Source organism: Lysobacter sp. H21R4 (genome assembly GCF_015277535.1).
In the GTDB taxonomy this organism is placed as follows: domain Bacteria; phylum Pseudomonadota; class Gammaproteobacteria; order Xanthomonadales; family Xanthomonadaceae; genus Novilysobacter; species Novilysobacter ciconiae.
In genome coordinates, this window is the sequence record NZ_CP063772.1 from 175,161 (window position 1) to 190,000 (window position 14,840).

A 14,840-nucleotide genomic window follows, 5' to 3' on the forward strand; every position below is an offset into this window, starting at 1 on the left:
GCATGAATACCAACCTGAAAACCTTGATCGGCAAGCTCAACGACACCTGCCGCCAATCCGCCGAGCGCGCGGCCAACCTGTGCATGGCGCGCGGCAACTACGAGGTCGACCTGGAGCACCTGTTCCTCGCCTTGCTGGAGCATCCGCAGGGCGATGTCGCCCTGATCGCCCAGCGCAGCGGAATCGGCGTGGACAGCCTGCGCCAGGACCTGGAAGCGGAAGTCGGCCGCTTCAAGGCCGGCAACACGCGTACGCCGGTCTTTTCCCAGCACCTGCCCACGCTCTTCCAGCACGCCTGGCTGCTCGCCTCGCTGGACTCCCACACCACGCGCATCCGCGGTGGCCACCTGCTATTGGCCCTGCTGACCGAGCCGGGCCTGTCGCAGCTGGCGTACCGGGGCTCGGGCCAGTTCGTCAGGATCAAGCGCGATGAGCTCAAGCACAATTTCGCCAAGCTCACCGAAGGCTCGATCGAAGCCGGCGATGTCCGCTTTGCCGATGCGGGGCCGGAGGCCGACGGCGAGAACCCCGCAGCCGATGCGGACGCCGGCCTGTCGCGCACACCCGCCCTGGACCAGTACACGACCAACCTGAGCCAGCGCGCGCGTGACGGCCACCTGGACCCGGTGATTGGCCGTGATGCCGAGATCCGGCAGATGATCGACATCCTGCTGCGGCGGCGCCAGAACAATCCCATCCTCACCGGCGAGGCGGGGGTCGGCAAGACCGCGGTAGTGGAGGGGCTCGCGCTGCGGATCGCCGCGGCCGACGTGCCGGACGTGTTGCAGGCCGTCGAGCTGCACACCCTGGACATGGGCCTGTTGCAGGCCGGGGCGAGCGTCAAGGGCGAGTTCGAGAACCGGCTCAGGAACGTCATCGACGAGGTAAAGAAGAGCCCGCATCCGATCGTGCTGTTCATCGACGAGGCGCACACCATGATCGGTGCCGGCGGCCAGGCCGGTCAGAGCGACGCGGCCAACCTGCTCAAACCCGCGCTGGCACGTGGCGAGTTGCGCACCATCGCCGCGACCACCTGGTCGGAGTACAAGAAGTACTTCGAGAAGGACGCCGCGCTGGCCCGCCGCTTCCAGGTGGTCAAGATCGAGGAGCCGTCCGAGGTGCTGTGTGCCGCCATGCTGCGCGGCATGGTGCCGCTGATGGAGAAGCACTTCGGCATCCGCGTGATGGACGAGGCGATCACCGAAGCGGTGCGTCTGTCGCACCGCTACATCAGTGGCCGCCAGTTGCCCGACAAGGCGGTCAGCGTGCTGGATACCGCGTGCGCGAAGGTTGCGCTGGGCCTGAGCGCGACGCCGGCGATCATCGAGGACACCGTCAAGCATCTGGATCGGCTTGACGCGGAACTGGCTGCATTGCGCCGCGAAACCGTCGCCGGTGCACGCCACCAGGAGCGCGTGGCCGAGTTGACCGCGGAGCACTCCGCGGCCACCGGGGTACTGCAGCGCAGCCGCGAGCGCCTGCAGGTCGAAACCGCGCTGGCGCAGCAGATCCAGCAATTGCGCCAGGCACTGGAAGCCGACGCGCAGGCGGCGACAGGCGGCAAGCCGGCACTGGCGTCGGGTGGTGGCGATGATGGCCGTGACGCGGCCGGGGATGATGACGGTGACACAGCAGTCGCGGTCCGCCCCCAGGCGGCAAAATCCAGCAAGACCAACAAGGGGGCACGTAACAACTCGCCCGCTGCCGTCAACCCCAGGCTTGCCGAACTCGACCTGCTGCTGGCCGAGCTGCGCGCCTTGCAGGGCGAGGCCCCGATGGTGCCGCTGCAGGTGGACGGCGGGGTGGTCGCCGAGATCGTCAGCGCCTGGACCGGAGTGCCGTTGGGGCGGATGGTGAAGGACGAGATCCGTACCGTGCGCACTCTCGGGCCGTTGCTGGGCGAGCGGGTGATCGGCCAGGACCACGCCCTGGACGCGGTCGCCCAGCGCGTGCGCACCGCGTCGGCCAAGCTTGAGGATCCCGACAAGCCGCGCGGCGTCTTCATGTTCGTGGGCCCCTCCGGTGTCGGCAAGACCGAAACTGCGCTGGCCTTGGCCGACATCCTCTACGGCGGCGAACGCAAGCTGATCACGATCAACATGAGCGAGTACCAGGAGGCGCACAGCGTTTCGGGCCTGAAGGGCTCGCCCCCGGGCTATGTCGGCTACGGCGAGGGCGGCGTGCTGACCGAAGCCGTGCGCCGCAATCCCTACTCGGTGGTCCTGCTGGACGAGGTCGAGAAGGCCCACCCGGACGTGCTGGAGATGTTTTTCCAGGTCTTCGACAAGGGCCAGATGGAGGATGCGGAGGGTCGCGAGATCGACTTCCGCAACACGCTGATCATCCTTACCAGCAACATCGGATCCAGCCAGATCATGCAGTCCTGCCTGAACGTCCCGGCCGGCGAGCTGCCCTCCTCGGATGACCTGGCCGACGCGCTGCGCCCGGTCCTGATGAAGACCTTCAAGCCGGCGTTCCTGGGGCGGATGAAGGTGGTGCCGTTCTTCCCGATCAGTGACGACGTGCTGGCCCGCATCATCGGGCTCAAGCTGGGCCGTATCCGCGACCGTATCGCGGCCAACCACAAGGCGGTCTTCGAGTGGAACCAGGCGCTGGTGGAGGCGGTATTGCAGCGCTGTACCGAGGTCGACTCGGGCGCGCGCAACGTCGACAACATCCTCAACGGGACCCTGCTGCCGGAAATCGCCGAATCGGTACTGGCGAAGATGGCGGAAGGCGAGCAGATCGCCCGGATCGAGGTGTCCGCCGACAGGAAGGGAAACTTCCGTTACCGGATGCAGTGAGCTTCGGTCGCAGCCGTCAGACCCAGCCACGGGCCGCCAGCGACACCGGCGGCCCGTCGGCGATCACGAAGTGGTCCAGCAGGCGCAGGTCGACCAGCGCCAGCGCCTGTTTCAGGCGCGCCGTCACGGCACGGTCGGCCGCACTGGGTTCGGGATTTCCGCTGGGATGGTTGTGGCCCACGATCACCGCAGCGGCGTTATGCGCCAGCGCGCGCCGGACGACCTCGCGCGGGTGTACTTCCGCCCCGTCGATGGTGCCGCGGAAGAGTTCTTCGAATGCCAGCGCGCGGTGGCGCGTGTCCAGGAACAGCACGGCGAATACTTCGTGCTCCAGTCCGCGCAGGCGCTGGGCGAAGTAGCGTCCGGCGGCCTGGGGATCGGTCAGCGCCGCACCGCGTTCCAGCTCGGCCGACAAGTGCCGGTGGCCCAGTTCCAGTGCTGCGGCGAGCAGGCAGGCCCGCGCCGGACCCAAGCCGGGCAGCTTGGCCAGTTGCGCCGGTGGACGCTCCAGCAGCGCGCGCAGCGGGCCGTGGCCCTGCAGCAGTTCGCGCGCCGTGGTGACCGCGTCGCGGCCGCGCAGGCCGGAACCCAGGAAGATTGCGAGGAGTTCGGCATCCGACAGCGCGCCCACACCGCGCGCCAGCAACTTCTCCCGCGGGCGTTCGTCGGCCGGCCAATCACGTATGTGCATCGTCTCGATCCCTGTGCAGGTGGCGCGTGCGCGCCTTGCGACGTCCTGTCGCAACCGGTGAAGCATCACTCTGGAGATAGCGGGCGGAAAGAAAGCGAAGCGGGGACGGACCGGACTGCCCAGCCAGACGTCGCGATGGGCCGGGGAAGCCGCATCACCACGCTCCGTCCCCGCTTCAGCCACGGGTCCAGAATGGCTGGGCGCAAGGCTTGGCGGCATCGGCCGACGGCGTGGCATCGGGTAAGCTGGCCATTGCCCAAACTGTAGGGGTTTTCCTCACGTGCCAGTGCTCCACGACCAGAAAATCCTGTTGTGCGTGTGCGGCGGGATCGCTGCCTACAAGGCCGCCGAGCTGGTGCGACGGATGATCCAGGCAGGTGCCCAGGTGCAGGTGGCGATGACGGCCAGCGCCGGACACTTCGTCTCGGCGACGACTTTCCAGGCGCTCTCGGGCAGGACCGTCCGCACCACCCTGTGGGACGACGCTGCCGAGGCGGCCATGGGGCACATCGAGCTGGCCCGCTGGCCCGACCGCATCCTGGTCGCACCGGCGAGTGCCAACACCATCGCCAAGCTCGCCCACGGTCTTGCGGACGACCTGGTCAGCACGCTGTGCCTGGCCACGGACGCGCCGCTGGCGGTGGCGCCGGCCATGAACCAGCAGATGTGGGCGCACCCGGCCACCCGCGCCAACATCGATGTGCTGCGCGGTCGCGGGGTCACGATCCTGGGCCCCGGCGTCGGCGACCAGGCCTGCGGTGAAACCGGTGCCGGACGCCTGCTGGAGCCTGACGAGATCGTTGCCGCGCTGGCCCAGCGTGCGGCATGAGCAACGCTCCGTTGGCCGGACGGCATGTGGTTGTCAGCGCCGGGCCCACCTATGAGGACATCGACCCCGTGCGTTTCCTGGGCAATCGCAGCAGCGGCAAGATGGGCTTTGCGATCGCCGCGGCCGCAGCGGCGCGCGGGGCGCGGGTAAGCCTGATCGCCGGTCCGGTGGCGCTGGCAACTCCCGGCCCCGGCAGCGGCTCGCTGGCTCGGCTCGACGTACGCTCGGCGGCGCAGATGCACGCGGCCGTGATGGCCGCGTTGCCGGCGGATGTCTACATCGGCGCCGCCGCCGTGGCCGATTACACACCGGCGCGGGTGGCCGCGGAGAAGATCAAGAAAGGTGCCGGCAGCGACGGATTGACGCTGCAGCTGGTGCGCACGCGCGACATCCTCGCCGAACTGGCGATCCATCCCCGCCGTCCGGGACTGGTGGTCGGCTTCGCCGCCGAGACCGAGGACGTGGAGCGCCACGCGCGCGCCAAACTGGCGTCCAAACGCATCGACCTGATTGCGGCCAACCGCGTCGGCGAGGCGGGATCCGGGTTCGAGAGCGACGACAACGCGCTGGTCGTCTACGGGCCCGATCTGGCGCTGCCGTGGGGGCCGGCATCCAAACAGGAACTTGCCGGCCGGTTGCTCGACCTGATCTGCCAGCGACTGCCCGCCGCCTCGACCGACAACGCCCATTGAAATTCGCCATGCCGTTGCAGACGTGCGATACGGGGAGACCTATGCCACACACGCTTGAACTCAAAGTGCTCGACCCGCGCCTGGGCACGCAATGGCCGCTGCCGGCCTACGCCACCCAGGCCAGCGCCGGCATGGACCTGCGCGCGGCGATCGACGAGCCGCTGCAGCTGGCGCCGGGCGCCTCGGCGCTGGTTCCGTCGGGCGTGGCCATCCACATCGGCGATCCCGGATTGTGCGCGGTGATCCTCCCGCGCTCCGGGCTGGGCCACAAGCACGGCATCGTGCTGGGCAATGGCACCGGGCTGATCGATGCCGACTACCAGGGGCCGCTGATGATCAGCGTCTGGAACCGCAGCGCCGAGCCTTTTACGATGCAACCGGGCGATCGCATCGCCCAGCTGGTCCTGCTGCCGATCGCAAGGGCGCAGCTGCGGGTGGTGGATGCATTTGAAACCAGTGACCGCGGCGCCGGCGGCTTTGGCCATACCGGCGTGCGCTGAGCGCGCTGTCTGCAATCAACAGGGGAATACAACGCCATGCCCGATACCAAGACCAAGCGCGCTTTCGTGGCGCTGGAGCCGCTCAAGCCGCTGCTGCCGGCACTGGTCGTGGCCTGCGCGCTGCTCGCGCTGTGGTTCGCGTGGAGCGGCTGGCAGCAGCAGCGCGACGGCAGCCGCCGCGCGGCGGTGGAGCAGTCGCGTGACCAGACGGTCCAGGCCATCGCCACGGCGCTGGCCTCCGAGCACAAGCGCTTCGCCGATAAACTCGCTGATCCGGCTTTTGTCTCGGCAGTCGCGGATGACGACCTTGCGCGCGCAGCCGAGCTGCTCGGCGCGGGTTGGCCCGGCGCCAGCCAGCCGGCGGTGCTGTCGCCGCAACTGGACGAGGACTACGCCGCGCTGCCCGACGGCAGCTACGGCCGCCTCGCGGCCCTGGAAGCCGCGTTGGTGGAAGGCAAGCCCGTGTCGTGGGTCGTGCGCGACGGTGACGCCTCGCGCCTGGCGCTGGCTGCGCCGGTGGGTGGTGAGGAAGCGGTCCGCGCGGTGGCGCTGGTGCTGCTGCCATTGCAGCGGCTGACCGGCCCGGTGGGTGCCGCCGCGCTGCCCGGCGATGGCTATCTCGCGTTGCGCCAGGGCCGGCAGAACCTGGCCGAGCGGGGCGACACCAGCCTGGCCGGCGGCGCGGAAGCGCTTGCCGCAGCGGTGCCGCGCAGCAGCCTGCGGCTCGCGGCCGGGATCCCGTACCCGGCGTTTGCGCCGTTTGGCATGGGCACGCTCGCCTGCTTCATCGCCGCAGGCGTGTTTGCGCTGCTGGCCCTGCTGGCCTGGCGTGGGCCCGGGTTGCTGGCGCGCCGGCGCGACACCGCGCTGGACGAGATCGAGGAAGGGTCCACCCAGACGCTCGGCGAGTCGATGAGCGACGATTCGCTGGCCAGTCCCGCCGTTGCTGCCGCGCCCGTCGCGGCTGCGGCCGCCGCGGTCGCCCCGGTGATCCTGGACCGCGAAATCTTCCGCGCCTATGACATCCGCGGCATCGTCGGCAAGAGCCTCGATGTCGGCGTCGCCGAGCGCATCGGCCACGCGATCGGCTCGGTGATGCACGAGGCCGGCCAGCGGGAGATCGTGGTCGGCCGCGATGGCCGGCTGTCCGGGCCGGACATGCTCGACGGGCTGATTGCCGGGCTGCGCAAGGCCGGTCGCGACGTCATCGATATCGGCCTGGCGCCGACCCCGCTGGTGTATTTCGGCGCCTTCCACCTGAAGACCGGTTCCTGCGTATCGGTCACCGGCAGCCACAATCCGCCGGACTACAACGGCTTCAAGATCGTGATCGACGGCGAGACGCTCTCAGGGGATGCCATCACCGGGCTGTACGCGCGGATCGCCGAAGGGCGGCTGCACGTCGCTGACAGCGAAGGCGCGCTGGAGCAGCGCGATATCAACGATGACTACGTCCAGCGGGTGGCGACCGATATCCAGATCGACCGGCCGCTGAAGGTGGTCGTGGACGCCGGCAACGGCGTGGCGGGCGAGCTGGGCCCGGCGGTGCTGCAGGCCATTGGCGCGGAGGTCGTGCCCCTGTACTGCGAGATCGACGGCAATTTCCCCAACCACCACCCCGACCCGAGCGAGCCGCACAACCTGGCAGACCTGATCCAGATGGTCGACCGCCTGGACGCCGACCTGGGCATCGCCTTCGACGGCGACGGCGACCGCCTGGGCGTGGTTACCCGCGACGGCCACAACATCTTCCCCGACCGGCTGTTGATGCTGTTTGCCGCCGACGTGCTGGAGCGCAACCCCGGCGCGCAGATCATCTTCGACGTGAAGTGCACCGGCCGCCTGCCGGGCTACATCCTGCGTCACGGCGGCAGCCCGCTGATGTGGAAAACCGGGCACTCGCTGGTCAAGGCCAAGATGCGCGAGACCGGTGCGGAGCTGGCCGGTGAGATGAGCGGCCACTTCTTCTTCAAGGAGCGCTGGTACGGCTTCGATGACGGCATCTACTCCGCGGCGCGCCTGCTGGAAATCCTCGCCGCCCAGCCCGGGCGCCCAAGCGATGTGCTCGACGCGCTCCCCGACGGTGTGTCCACGCCGGAGATCAAAGTCGACGCACCGGGCGGAGACCCGCACGCGTTCGTGGAGCGCTTCGTGGGCGAGGCGGACTTCGAGGGCGCACGCCTGTCGACCATCGACGGCCTGCGCGTGGATTGGCCCGACGGCTGGGGGCTGGTGCGCGCGTCCAACACCACGCCGGTGCTGGTGATGCGCTTTGACGCGGACAGCAACGAGGCCATGGCGCGCATCACGGGCACGTTCCGCGAGCAGCTGCTCGCGCTGGATCCGGACCTGCAGTTGCCGTTCTGAGGACGCCGGGCCGGCCTGAAGGTCGGCCTCGATCCAGCGGGGCGAGCTCCACCGGAGCGAGCGGGCCTCGGGTGACGAGCCGCAGCCGTCAGCTGCGGCTGGCTGCGCCGCTGGCGGCCTTCAGCTCGCGGTAGCGCTCCAACGCCGACGCCAGTTCCTGGTCGATCGTCTCGCGGGCCTGGACCTGCCGTTCCAGCAACTCCTGGTGGCGCCGCAGCGCGTCGTGCTGGACGTTGATCCGCTCGGCAAGCGTCTTGGCCACCGGCTTGGCTTCCAGTTCCGCCTCGCTCGCGCGTTGCAGCAGGTTGAGCAGGCTGCGCCGGGCTCCCTTGATGCCCAGCTGCGAGGTCTCGATGCTGGAGTCGATCAGCTCGATCCGGTTGGCGAAGTTGCGCTCCAGATCCGCCTCGCTGGCGAAGGACACGACCATCGCGCGCTCACGCCGGGCGCGTTCCTCGTCGGACCACTGCGCGCGTTCGTGGCGCTTGGCCTCGATCTCCGCCAGCGCCCGCTCCTCATCGGTCTTGGCGCGCTCGATGCGGGCGGTGGCAACGCCGGTCGGGCTGAACTCGGTGCGCGCGTTGTCTACCGCGTTGGCGGGCAGCGCATCGCTGCACACGCGCTCGCCGTGGTCGTCCCAGCAATAGATCTTCTTGCCGCTCGGGGCCTTCTTCTGCGCCGCTGCCGGGGACACGGCCACGGCCAGCGCCACCGAGAGCAGCGCGCAGGAAAACAGGGATGTGCGGGACGAAACGGGCATGGCCTTTACCTTGGACGATCACAAGACCACGACGCAAGACCCGGGCCAAGCCCCAAACGCCGCTGCAAGGCCACGGCGCTCAGCGGCTTCCGTACGCCTCGCGGTAGGCGAGCAGGCGCTCGTGCTGGTCGACCAAGGCAGCCGATCCGGCCGCCATCGTCAGCAGATCGTCCAGGCTGGCGACCGCCACCACCGGAATCGCGTGCTCAGTTGCGACAGTTTGTGCCGCCGAGCGTCGGCTGATGGACGGGTCGACGGCTTCCTGACGATCCAGCGCGATGACGATCCCGCTCACGATCCCACCGGCGCCGCCGATGATCTGCAACGCCTCGCGGATCGCGGTCCCGGCAGTGATCACATCGTCGACGATCAGCACCCGTTGACCTTCCAGCGGCGCGCCGATCAGGCTGCCGCCTTCGCCATGGGCCTTTGCCTCCTTGCGGTTGAAGGTCACCGGCAGGTCGTGGCCGCGGCGCGAGTACTCGCAGGCCAGCGCGGTGGCGAGCGGGATTCCCTTGTAGGCCGGCCCGAACAGGCCGTCGAATTCGCCCAGCGATCCGTCGGCGTGCGCCGAATCGATGGCGTCGGCATAGCAGCTCGCCAGTCCGGTCAGGGACGCGCCGGAATCGAAGCGGCCGGCATTGAAGAAATACGGGCTGCTGCGCCCGGATTTCAGGGTGAACTCGCCAAAGCGCAGCGCATCGGCGCGCAGCGCGAGGTCCAGGAATCGTCGGCGGTGGTCCTGCATGGGGCATCCAGTCGATCAGCCAGTGTTGATGATAACCAGCCACGCCGACCCCCGTCGGGCGGCGCCCGGCCCGCGGCGGGCCTGCGCTATCCTTCCGCGTCGGGTCCAGTGCCCGCATTGCCGCCACTTTTGGTACTTCATGCGCATCATCAGCTTCAATGCCAATGGCATCCGCTCCGCCGCCCGCAAAGGATTCTTCGACTGGTTCCGCGACCAGGATGCCGACTTCCTCTGCATGCAGGAAACCAAGGCGCAGGAGCACCAGCTGACCGGTCCGGATGGATTGGATCCGGCCTTCCTGCCGGCCGGCTACCACGCGTTCTTCCGCGACGCGAGCACCAGGAAAGGCTACAGCGGCGTGGCGATCTACAGCCGCCGTGAGCCTGACGAGGTGCGCACCGCGCTGGGCTGGGACGCGTTCGACGAGGAGGGGCGCTACATCGAGGCGCGCTTCGGCAATCTGAGCGCGGTGTCGTTCTATATCCCGTCGGGCTCATCGGGGGAGTTGCGCCAGGGCTACAAGTTCGAGGTCATGGACTGGCTCAAGCCCATCCTGGACGAATGGCTGGCCAGCGGCCGCGACTACGTGCTGTGTGGCGACTGGAACATCGTGCGCACCGCGATGGACATCCGCAACTGGACCTCCAACCAGAAGAACTCCGGCTGCACGCCGCCCGAGCGCGAATGGCTCAATGCCCTGTGCGGCGAGCCGGCAGCCGCCGCCGAGGCGTGGCAGGACGCGTACCGGCACCTGCATCCCGACGGCCAGGACTACACCTGGTGGAGCAATCGCGGCGCGGCCTTCGCCAAAAACGTGGGCTGGCGGATCGACTACCAGCTGGTGACTCCGCGCCTCGCGTCGCGGCTGCGCAGCTGCGCGATCACGCGCGAGCCGCGCTTCTCCGACCATGCACCGTTTACCGTGGACTTCGACATGGGCGAGCGCGGGTGAGTTCGCCGGCCAAGGCGCGCAAGCCGTCGGCGTGGAAGGCGTTTGCCGAGCCGTCGGCGTGGACGATGTTCTTCTTCGGCTTCGCCTCCGGGCTGCCGTTCCTGCTGGTGGCCGGGACGCTGGCGTACTGGTTGCGCGAGGACGGCCTGGAGCTCAAGGACATCACCATGATCGCCAGCGCGGGCATGGCGTACTCCTTCAAGTTCCTGTGGGCGCCGCTGGTGGATCGCTGGCGCCTGCCGCTGTTCGGCCGGCTCGGCCAGCGCCGCGGCTGGCTGCTGCTGGCCCAGCTGGTGGTCATGGGCGGGCTGTTCGCCATGGCAGGCGTCGGCACCGCCACGCTGCCTTTGTTCATCGCCCTGACCCTGAGCGTGGCGGTCGCCGGAGCGACGCTGGACATCGCCGTGGACGCGTACCGGATCGAGATCGCCCCGGTCGAGTCGCAGGGCGCGCTGGTGGCCACCTACTCGCTGGGCTACCGCATGGCCCTGATCGTGACCGGCGCGCTGGCGCTGGTGCTGGCCGACCACGCGGTGTGGCCCAACGTCTACCGGGTGATGGCCTGCGTGATGCTGGTGCCGATCATCGCCAACCTCATGGCCCGCGAACCCGAGGTCATCCGTATCCGCGCGCAGAACTGGGCGGCGGCGATGCGCGAGGGCGTGGTCGAGCCGTTTGCCGACTTCTTCCGCCGCTTTGGTGGCCGCGTGGGGATTGGCGTGCTGGCCTTCATCCTGCTGTTCAAGATCTCCGACCAGGCGCTCGTGGGCGGGATCATCGGGCCGTTCTACCTCGACCAGGGCTTCACCAAGACCCAGATCGCCGCGGTGTCGAAGATCTACGGCATCTGGGTCGGCATCGGCGGCGCGTTCGTCGGCGGCCTGGCCGTGGCGCGCTGGGGCGTCAACTGGACGCTGCTGACGGCGATCGTGCTGGGCGCGGTCAGCAACCTGCTGTACCTGCTGCTGATCGGCGCCAACGGCGATGTCGGCATGCTGACCCTGGTGATCTCCGGAGAGAACCTGGCGCAGGGCTTCCTTGGCACCGCCGCGGTCGCCTACCTGTCGGCACTGGTCAACCAGCGCTACACCGCCACCCAGTACGCCCTGTTTTCCTCGATGATCACCCTGCCCGGCAAGGTGCTGGGGTTCTATTCCGGGCGCATCGTGGAGGCGGTAGGCTACGCGCCTTATTTCGTGCTGACCGCAGTGCTTGTCGTCCCGGCGGTGTTGCTGTTTTTGTGGCTGCGTCCCAGGGTGCGATTGGGTGACGAGGGCGGGGCTTCGCAGGTGGAGGAGGGGTCATGAGCGAGACGGTGCTGCTGGATCTGGAGCCGGTACTGCTGGAACGGGTGCGGCGCTTCGCCGCGACGAAGGGCTGGAGCCAGCCGGCGGCGCTTGCCCATCTGATCGAGCACGGCCTGTTCGCCTGTGAGCCGGATGCGCCGGCGGGATTTGACGACACCGACGCCCACATCCTGCAGGAAGCCATCGCGGCGCTGGAGAAGGTTGAGGACGATCCCGGCTTTTCGCTGATCGGGCGCATCGCGACCGCCGACGACTGAGCGTGCTGCGCGCGCGCGCACGCGTCGCCTACGCCGGGTAGATCACGCCCAGCGTGCGCGGGCCGCGGGCGCCGGTGACGGCCGGCAGGTTGCCCGGCAGCCCGGCCAGCGTCTGCCGCGCCAGCCATGCGAAGCCCATCGCCTCGACGTGGTCCGGGTCCAGTCCATGCACCGCGGTGGACTCGATGGCGACACCCGGCAGCCGGCATGCGAGGCGCCGCAGCAGGACCGGATTGTGCACGCCGCCGCCACAGACCAGCACCCGCCTCGTGTCCGGCTGCAGCGCCAGCAGCGCGTCGGCGATCGTGCTGGCGGTCAGTTCCAGCAGGGTGGCCTGCACGTTCTCGGGCCGCTCATCGCCGCGCAGCCGCTGCTGCAGCCACTGCAGCTGGAACTGCTCGCGCCCGGTGCTCTTGGGCGGTGCTTGGGCGAACCACGGCTCCTGCAGCAAGCGGGCCAGCAGGGCCTGATCGACCGTGCCCCGCGCGGCAAACGCGCCAGCGCGGTCGAACGGCTGGCCGAGGTGGCGCTGGCACCACGCATCCATCAAGGCGTTGGCCGGGCCGGTATCAAAGCCGCGCACGCCCGCGCCTGACACGCCGTCGCAGGCCGCCGGCAGCAGCGTCAGGTTGGCGATCCCGCCCAGGTTGAGGACGGCGCGGTTCTCCGAATCGCTGCAAAGAATCGCCGCATGCAGCGCAGGCAGCAGCGGCGCACCCTGTCCCCCGGCGGCGACATCGCGGCGACGGAAATCGGCCACTGTCGCGATGCCCGTGCGCTCGGCGATCACGTTGCCATCGCCCAGCTGCATCGTGAAACGGTGGCGGCCGTCGAAGGCCGCCCCGGCGGGGCGGTGGCGGATGGTCTGCCCGTGGGAGCCAATTGCCCGGACCTGCGCGGCATCGACGCCGGCGGCGTGGATCAATTGCAGGGCGGCCTCGGCAAAACACTCGGCGATGTGCACGTCCAGCGTGCCGAGCTCGTCGATGGATTCGATCGGCGCGCCCTGGCCCAGCTCGAGCAGGCGAGTCCGCGTGGGCGCGTCCCATGCGCAGGTGTGGCCGTACACCAGGCTGCAACCGGCACCCGCATCGGCATCGCCATCAAAGCGGACCAGGGCGGCATCGATGCCGTCCGCACTGGTGCCCGACATCAGCCCGATGAACAGCCCGTCGCCGTCGCCGCGGGCGGCAGCGACGCGCAAAGCAGCGGGCCCGGTCGAACTGGAGTCCGCCGGGCCCGTCGTGTTGCCGGAGCTCATCGCGATCAGGCTTGCTGGTCGACGCCCGCGGCGGTATCCGACTTCGCCGGCGCCTTGCTGGCGACCATCGCGTTGTTGCGCAGCAGGCCCTCGACTTCCTGGATACGTGCCAGGGCCGGCGCGGTTTCCGCGCGGAACGCCACCAGCGCCGCGCCCTTCAGCGGCTCGGCCGGCGGCATGGTCACGTTGAGCGGGTTGCGGTGCACGCCGTTGACGCGGAACTCGTAGTGCAGGTGAGGACCGGTGGCCAACCCCGTGCTGCCGACATAGCCGATCACCGAGCCCTGCGGGACGCGCTGACCGACCTTGTATTTGCCGAAGCGCGACATGTGTGCATACAGGGTGGTGTAGCCGCGGCCGTGGTCAAGGATCACGGTACGGCCGTAGCCGCCCTTCCAGCCGGAGAACTGCACCCGGGCGTCACCGGCGGCCATGATCGGCGTGCCGGAGCCCGCGCCGTAGTCAACGCCCTGGTGGGCGCGGGTCTTGCCGAGGATCGGATGCTTGCGGGCGCTGGTGAAGCCGGAGGTGACCCGCGCGTAAGGAATCGGCATGCGGATGAAGGATTTCTTCAGCGGGCGCCCATCGGCGGTGTAATAGCCGACCTTGCCGTCCTGCTCGAAGCGGAAGCCCGAGAACGTCTTGCCGCCGGTGGTGAAGGTGGCGGCGCGGATATCGCCGCTGCCGACCAACTCGCCCTCGCGCCAGACCTGGTCGTAGACCACGCTGAAGCGGTCGCCTTTCTTGGCGCTGGTGAAGTCGATGTCGTAGTTGAAGATCTCGTCGGTCATCGTTGCGATCGCGTTCGCCGGCAGGCCCGCCTTGCGGGCGGCGACATACAGCGAGCTTTCGATCTCGCCGCTGCTGACGATGCTGCGCAGTTCGGTCGGCCGTTCGATAACCAGCTGCTCGATCGTATCGCCCTTCAGGCTGAGCTCGACTCGATGGGCCGGGTCCCGGTCATAGCGGAAGCGGCGCAGCGAACCATCGACCATGTCGAACGCCAGCTCCGCACCGGTGCCCAGCCGGGTCAACGCGGGCTTGGCGCCTGGCTGCTCGAGAATGCTGTGCATCGTCGCCGCCGGAATACCCATCTGCTGGAACACCGCGCCCAGCGTCTGGCCGCTTTGCACCCGCACCACCTGCCAATCGTGTTCGGGGCGCGGTGCGGTAGGCTGCAGCGCGACCGGCGGCAGCGGCAAGGCCATCGACTGGCGCGCCAGCGGGGCGCTCCCGGCCTGGAGGTCGCCAAAGCCCGGCACAATGGCCGCCACCAGCGCGCCGATGGTGACAAACAGGCTGGCCTGAACCCACTGTCGGCGCGACCATCGACCGCTGAAACCATCGGAGGGTGGACGGGCCGTCACCGGTCGATGAAGCGCAGCTTCGCGCAGGCTTTTCAAACGGTTACGCCGGCTGGAGCCGGTGTCTCGGGGTGTCATCGGATGGGTCTCCCGCGCACTGGATGTGAAGGCAGCGTCGCGGCGTTACGATAAGCACGTGAGGTGTGTGCGTCAAACCCTTGAGGGCAATGGGAATTTCGGCAGTCTCTCCGACGCCGTGGATTTGCCCTTGTTCCCGGCCACCACCCGCCATCTCGCCCCCTGTTCGAGCCTATAAGAGCCCCTTTCGTGCCTGCCAACCTCCCAACCACCGATGTAGCGTCCGCCCT

12 protein-coding genes and 1 pseudogene (1 of these 13 only partly in view) are annotated in these 14,840 nt (G+C 68.9%); 8 read left to right on the plus strand and 5 right to left on the minus strand.

Annotated elements, in window-relative coordinates; all coding sequences use genetic code 11:
- The first annotated feature begins 2 nt into the window (after positions 1-2).
- Entirely contained in the window at positions 3-2,804 is a 2,802-nt protein-coding gene (gene tssH / locus INQ40_RS00775; RefSeq protein ID WP_194340981.1) for a type VI secretion system ATPase TssH, read from the plus strand.
- Between the two features lie 16 nt (positions 2,805-2,820).
- Here tssH and radC read toward each other — a convergent pair whose 3' ends face one another.
- Positions 2,821-3,495, minus strand: coding sequence for a DNA repair protein RadC (radC, locus tag INQ40_RS00780; RefSeq protein ID WP_193985403.1), 675 nt, complete (start codon positions 3,493-3,495; stop codon positions 2,821-2,823).
- Between the two features lie 280 nt (positions 3,496-3,775).
- On the opposite strand from radC, the pseudogene coaBC reads away from it, so the two are divergent.
- The 3 genes and pseudogenes from coaBC to INQ40_RS00795 all read left to right on the plus strand — a co-directional run bounded on the left by coaBC (position 3,776) and on the right by INQ40_RS00795 (position 7,883).
- Positions 3,776-5,016 (plus strand): annotated as a pseudogene (coaBC, locus tag INQ40_RS00785) (bifunctional phosphopantothenoylcysteine decarboxylase/phosphopantothenate--cysteine ligase CoaBC).
- A gap of 41 nt (positions 5,017-5,057) precedes the next feature.
- Positions 5,058-5,516: a dUTP diphosphatase gene (gene dut / locus INQ40_RS00790; RefSeq protein WP_194340983.1), complete on the plus strand. Its 459-nt coding sequence runs from the start codon at positions 5,058-5,060 to the stop codon at positions 5,514-5,516.
- Between the two features lie 36 nt (positions 5,517-5,552).
- Complete coding sequence (locus tag INQ40_RS00795; protein ID WP_194340985.1) at positions 5,553-7,883, plus strand: phosphomannomutase/phosphoglucomutase; 2,331 nt, start codon at positions 5,553-5,555, stop codon at positions 7,881-7,883.
- An 88-nt stretch (positions 7,884-7,971) separates the two neighbouring features.
- Here INQ40_RS00795 and INQ40_RS00800 read toward each other — a convergent pair whose 3' ends face one another.
- Both INQ40_RS00800 and pyrE read right to left on the minus strand, forming a co-directional pair.
- On the minus strand, positions 7,972-8,643 hold the full coding sequence (locus tag INQ40_RS00800; RefSeq protein WP_194340987.1) for a hypothetical protein: 672 nt from the start codon (positions 8,641-8,643) through the stop codon (positions 7,972-7,974).
- 79 nt (positions 8,644-8,722) lie between these two features.
- The gene (gene pyrE, locus INQ40_RS00805) at positions 8,723-9,391 is read right to left on the minus strand and encodes an orotate phosphoribosyltransferase (protein WP_194340989.1); all 669 of its coding nucleotides are present in this window, start codon (positions 9,389-9,391) and stop codon (positions 8,723-8,725) included.
- A 139-nt stretch (positions 9,392-9,530) separates the two neighbouring features.
- On the opposite strand from pyrE, the gene INQ40_RS00810 reads away from it, so the two are divergent.
- The 3 genes from INQ40_RS00810 to INQ40_RS00820 are packed head-to-tail and all read left to right on the plus strand — an operon-like array spanning position 9,531 to position 11,907.
- Positions 9,531-10,343, plus strand: coding sequence for an exodeoxyribonuclease III (locus INQ40_RS00810; protein ID WP_194340991.1), 813 nt, complete (start codon positions 9,531-9,533; stop codon positions 10,341-10,343).
- The gene (locus tag INQ40_RS00815; RefSeq protein WP_345776530.1) at positions 10,340-11,650 is read left to right on the plus strand and encodes an MFS transporter; all 1,311 of its coding nucleotides are present in this window, start codon (positions 10,340-10,342) and stop codon (positions 11,648-11,650) included. Before INQ40_RS00810 ends, INQ40_RS00815 begins: the two co-directional genes overlap by 4 nt.
- Complete coding sequence (locus INQ40_RS00820; protein ID WP_194340993.1) at positions 11,647-11,907, plus strand: hypothetical protein; 261 nt, start codon at positions 11,647-11,649, stop codon at positions 11,905-11,907. The genes INQ40_RS00815 and INQ40_RS00820 overlap by 4 nt, the downstream gene beginning before the upstream one ends.
- 28 nt (positions 11,908-11,935) lie before the next feature.
- On the opposite strand, the gene INQ40_RS00825 is transcribed toward INQ40_RS00820, so the two are convergent.
- Together INQ40_RS00825 and INQ40_RS00830 are read right to left on the minus strand one after the other, a co-directional pair.
- Positions 11,936-13,060: an anhydro-N-acetylmuramic acid kinase gene (locus INQ40_RS00825; RefSeq protein ID WP_255524325.1), complete on the minus strand. Its 1,125-nt coding sequence runs from the start codon at positions 13,058-13,060 to the stop codon at positions 11,936-11,938.
- A 113-nt stretch (positions 13,061-13,173) separates the two neighbouring features.
- Positions 13,174-14,610, minus strand: a complete 1,437-nt coding sequence (locus INQ40_RS00830; protein WP_194340995.1) for a peptidoglycan DD-metalloendopeptidase family protein — start codon at positions 14,608-14,610, stop codon at positions 13,174-13,176.
- Between the two features lie 189 nt (positions 14,611-14,799).
- On the opposite strand from INQ40_RS00830, the gene tyrS reads away from it, so the two are divergent.
- Positions 14,800-14,840, plus strand: the 5' portion of a protein-coding gene (gene tyrS / locus INQ40_RS00835) for a tyrosine--tRNA ligase (RefSeq protein WP_194340997.1). It continues 1,189 nt past the right edge of the window; the window shows 41 of its 1,230 coding nt (coding positions 1-41); its start codon is at positions 14,800-14,802; its stop codon lies beyond the right edge, outside the window.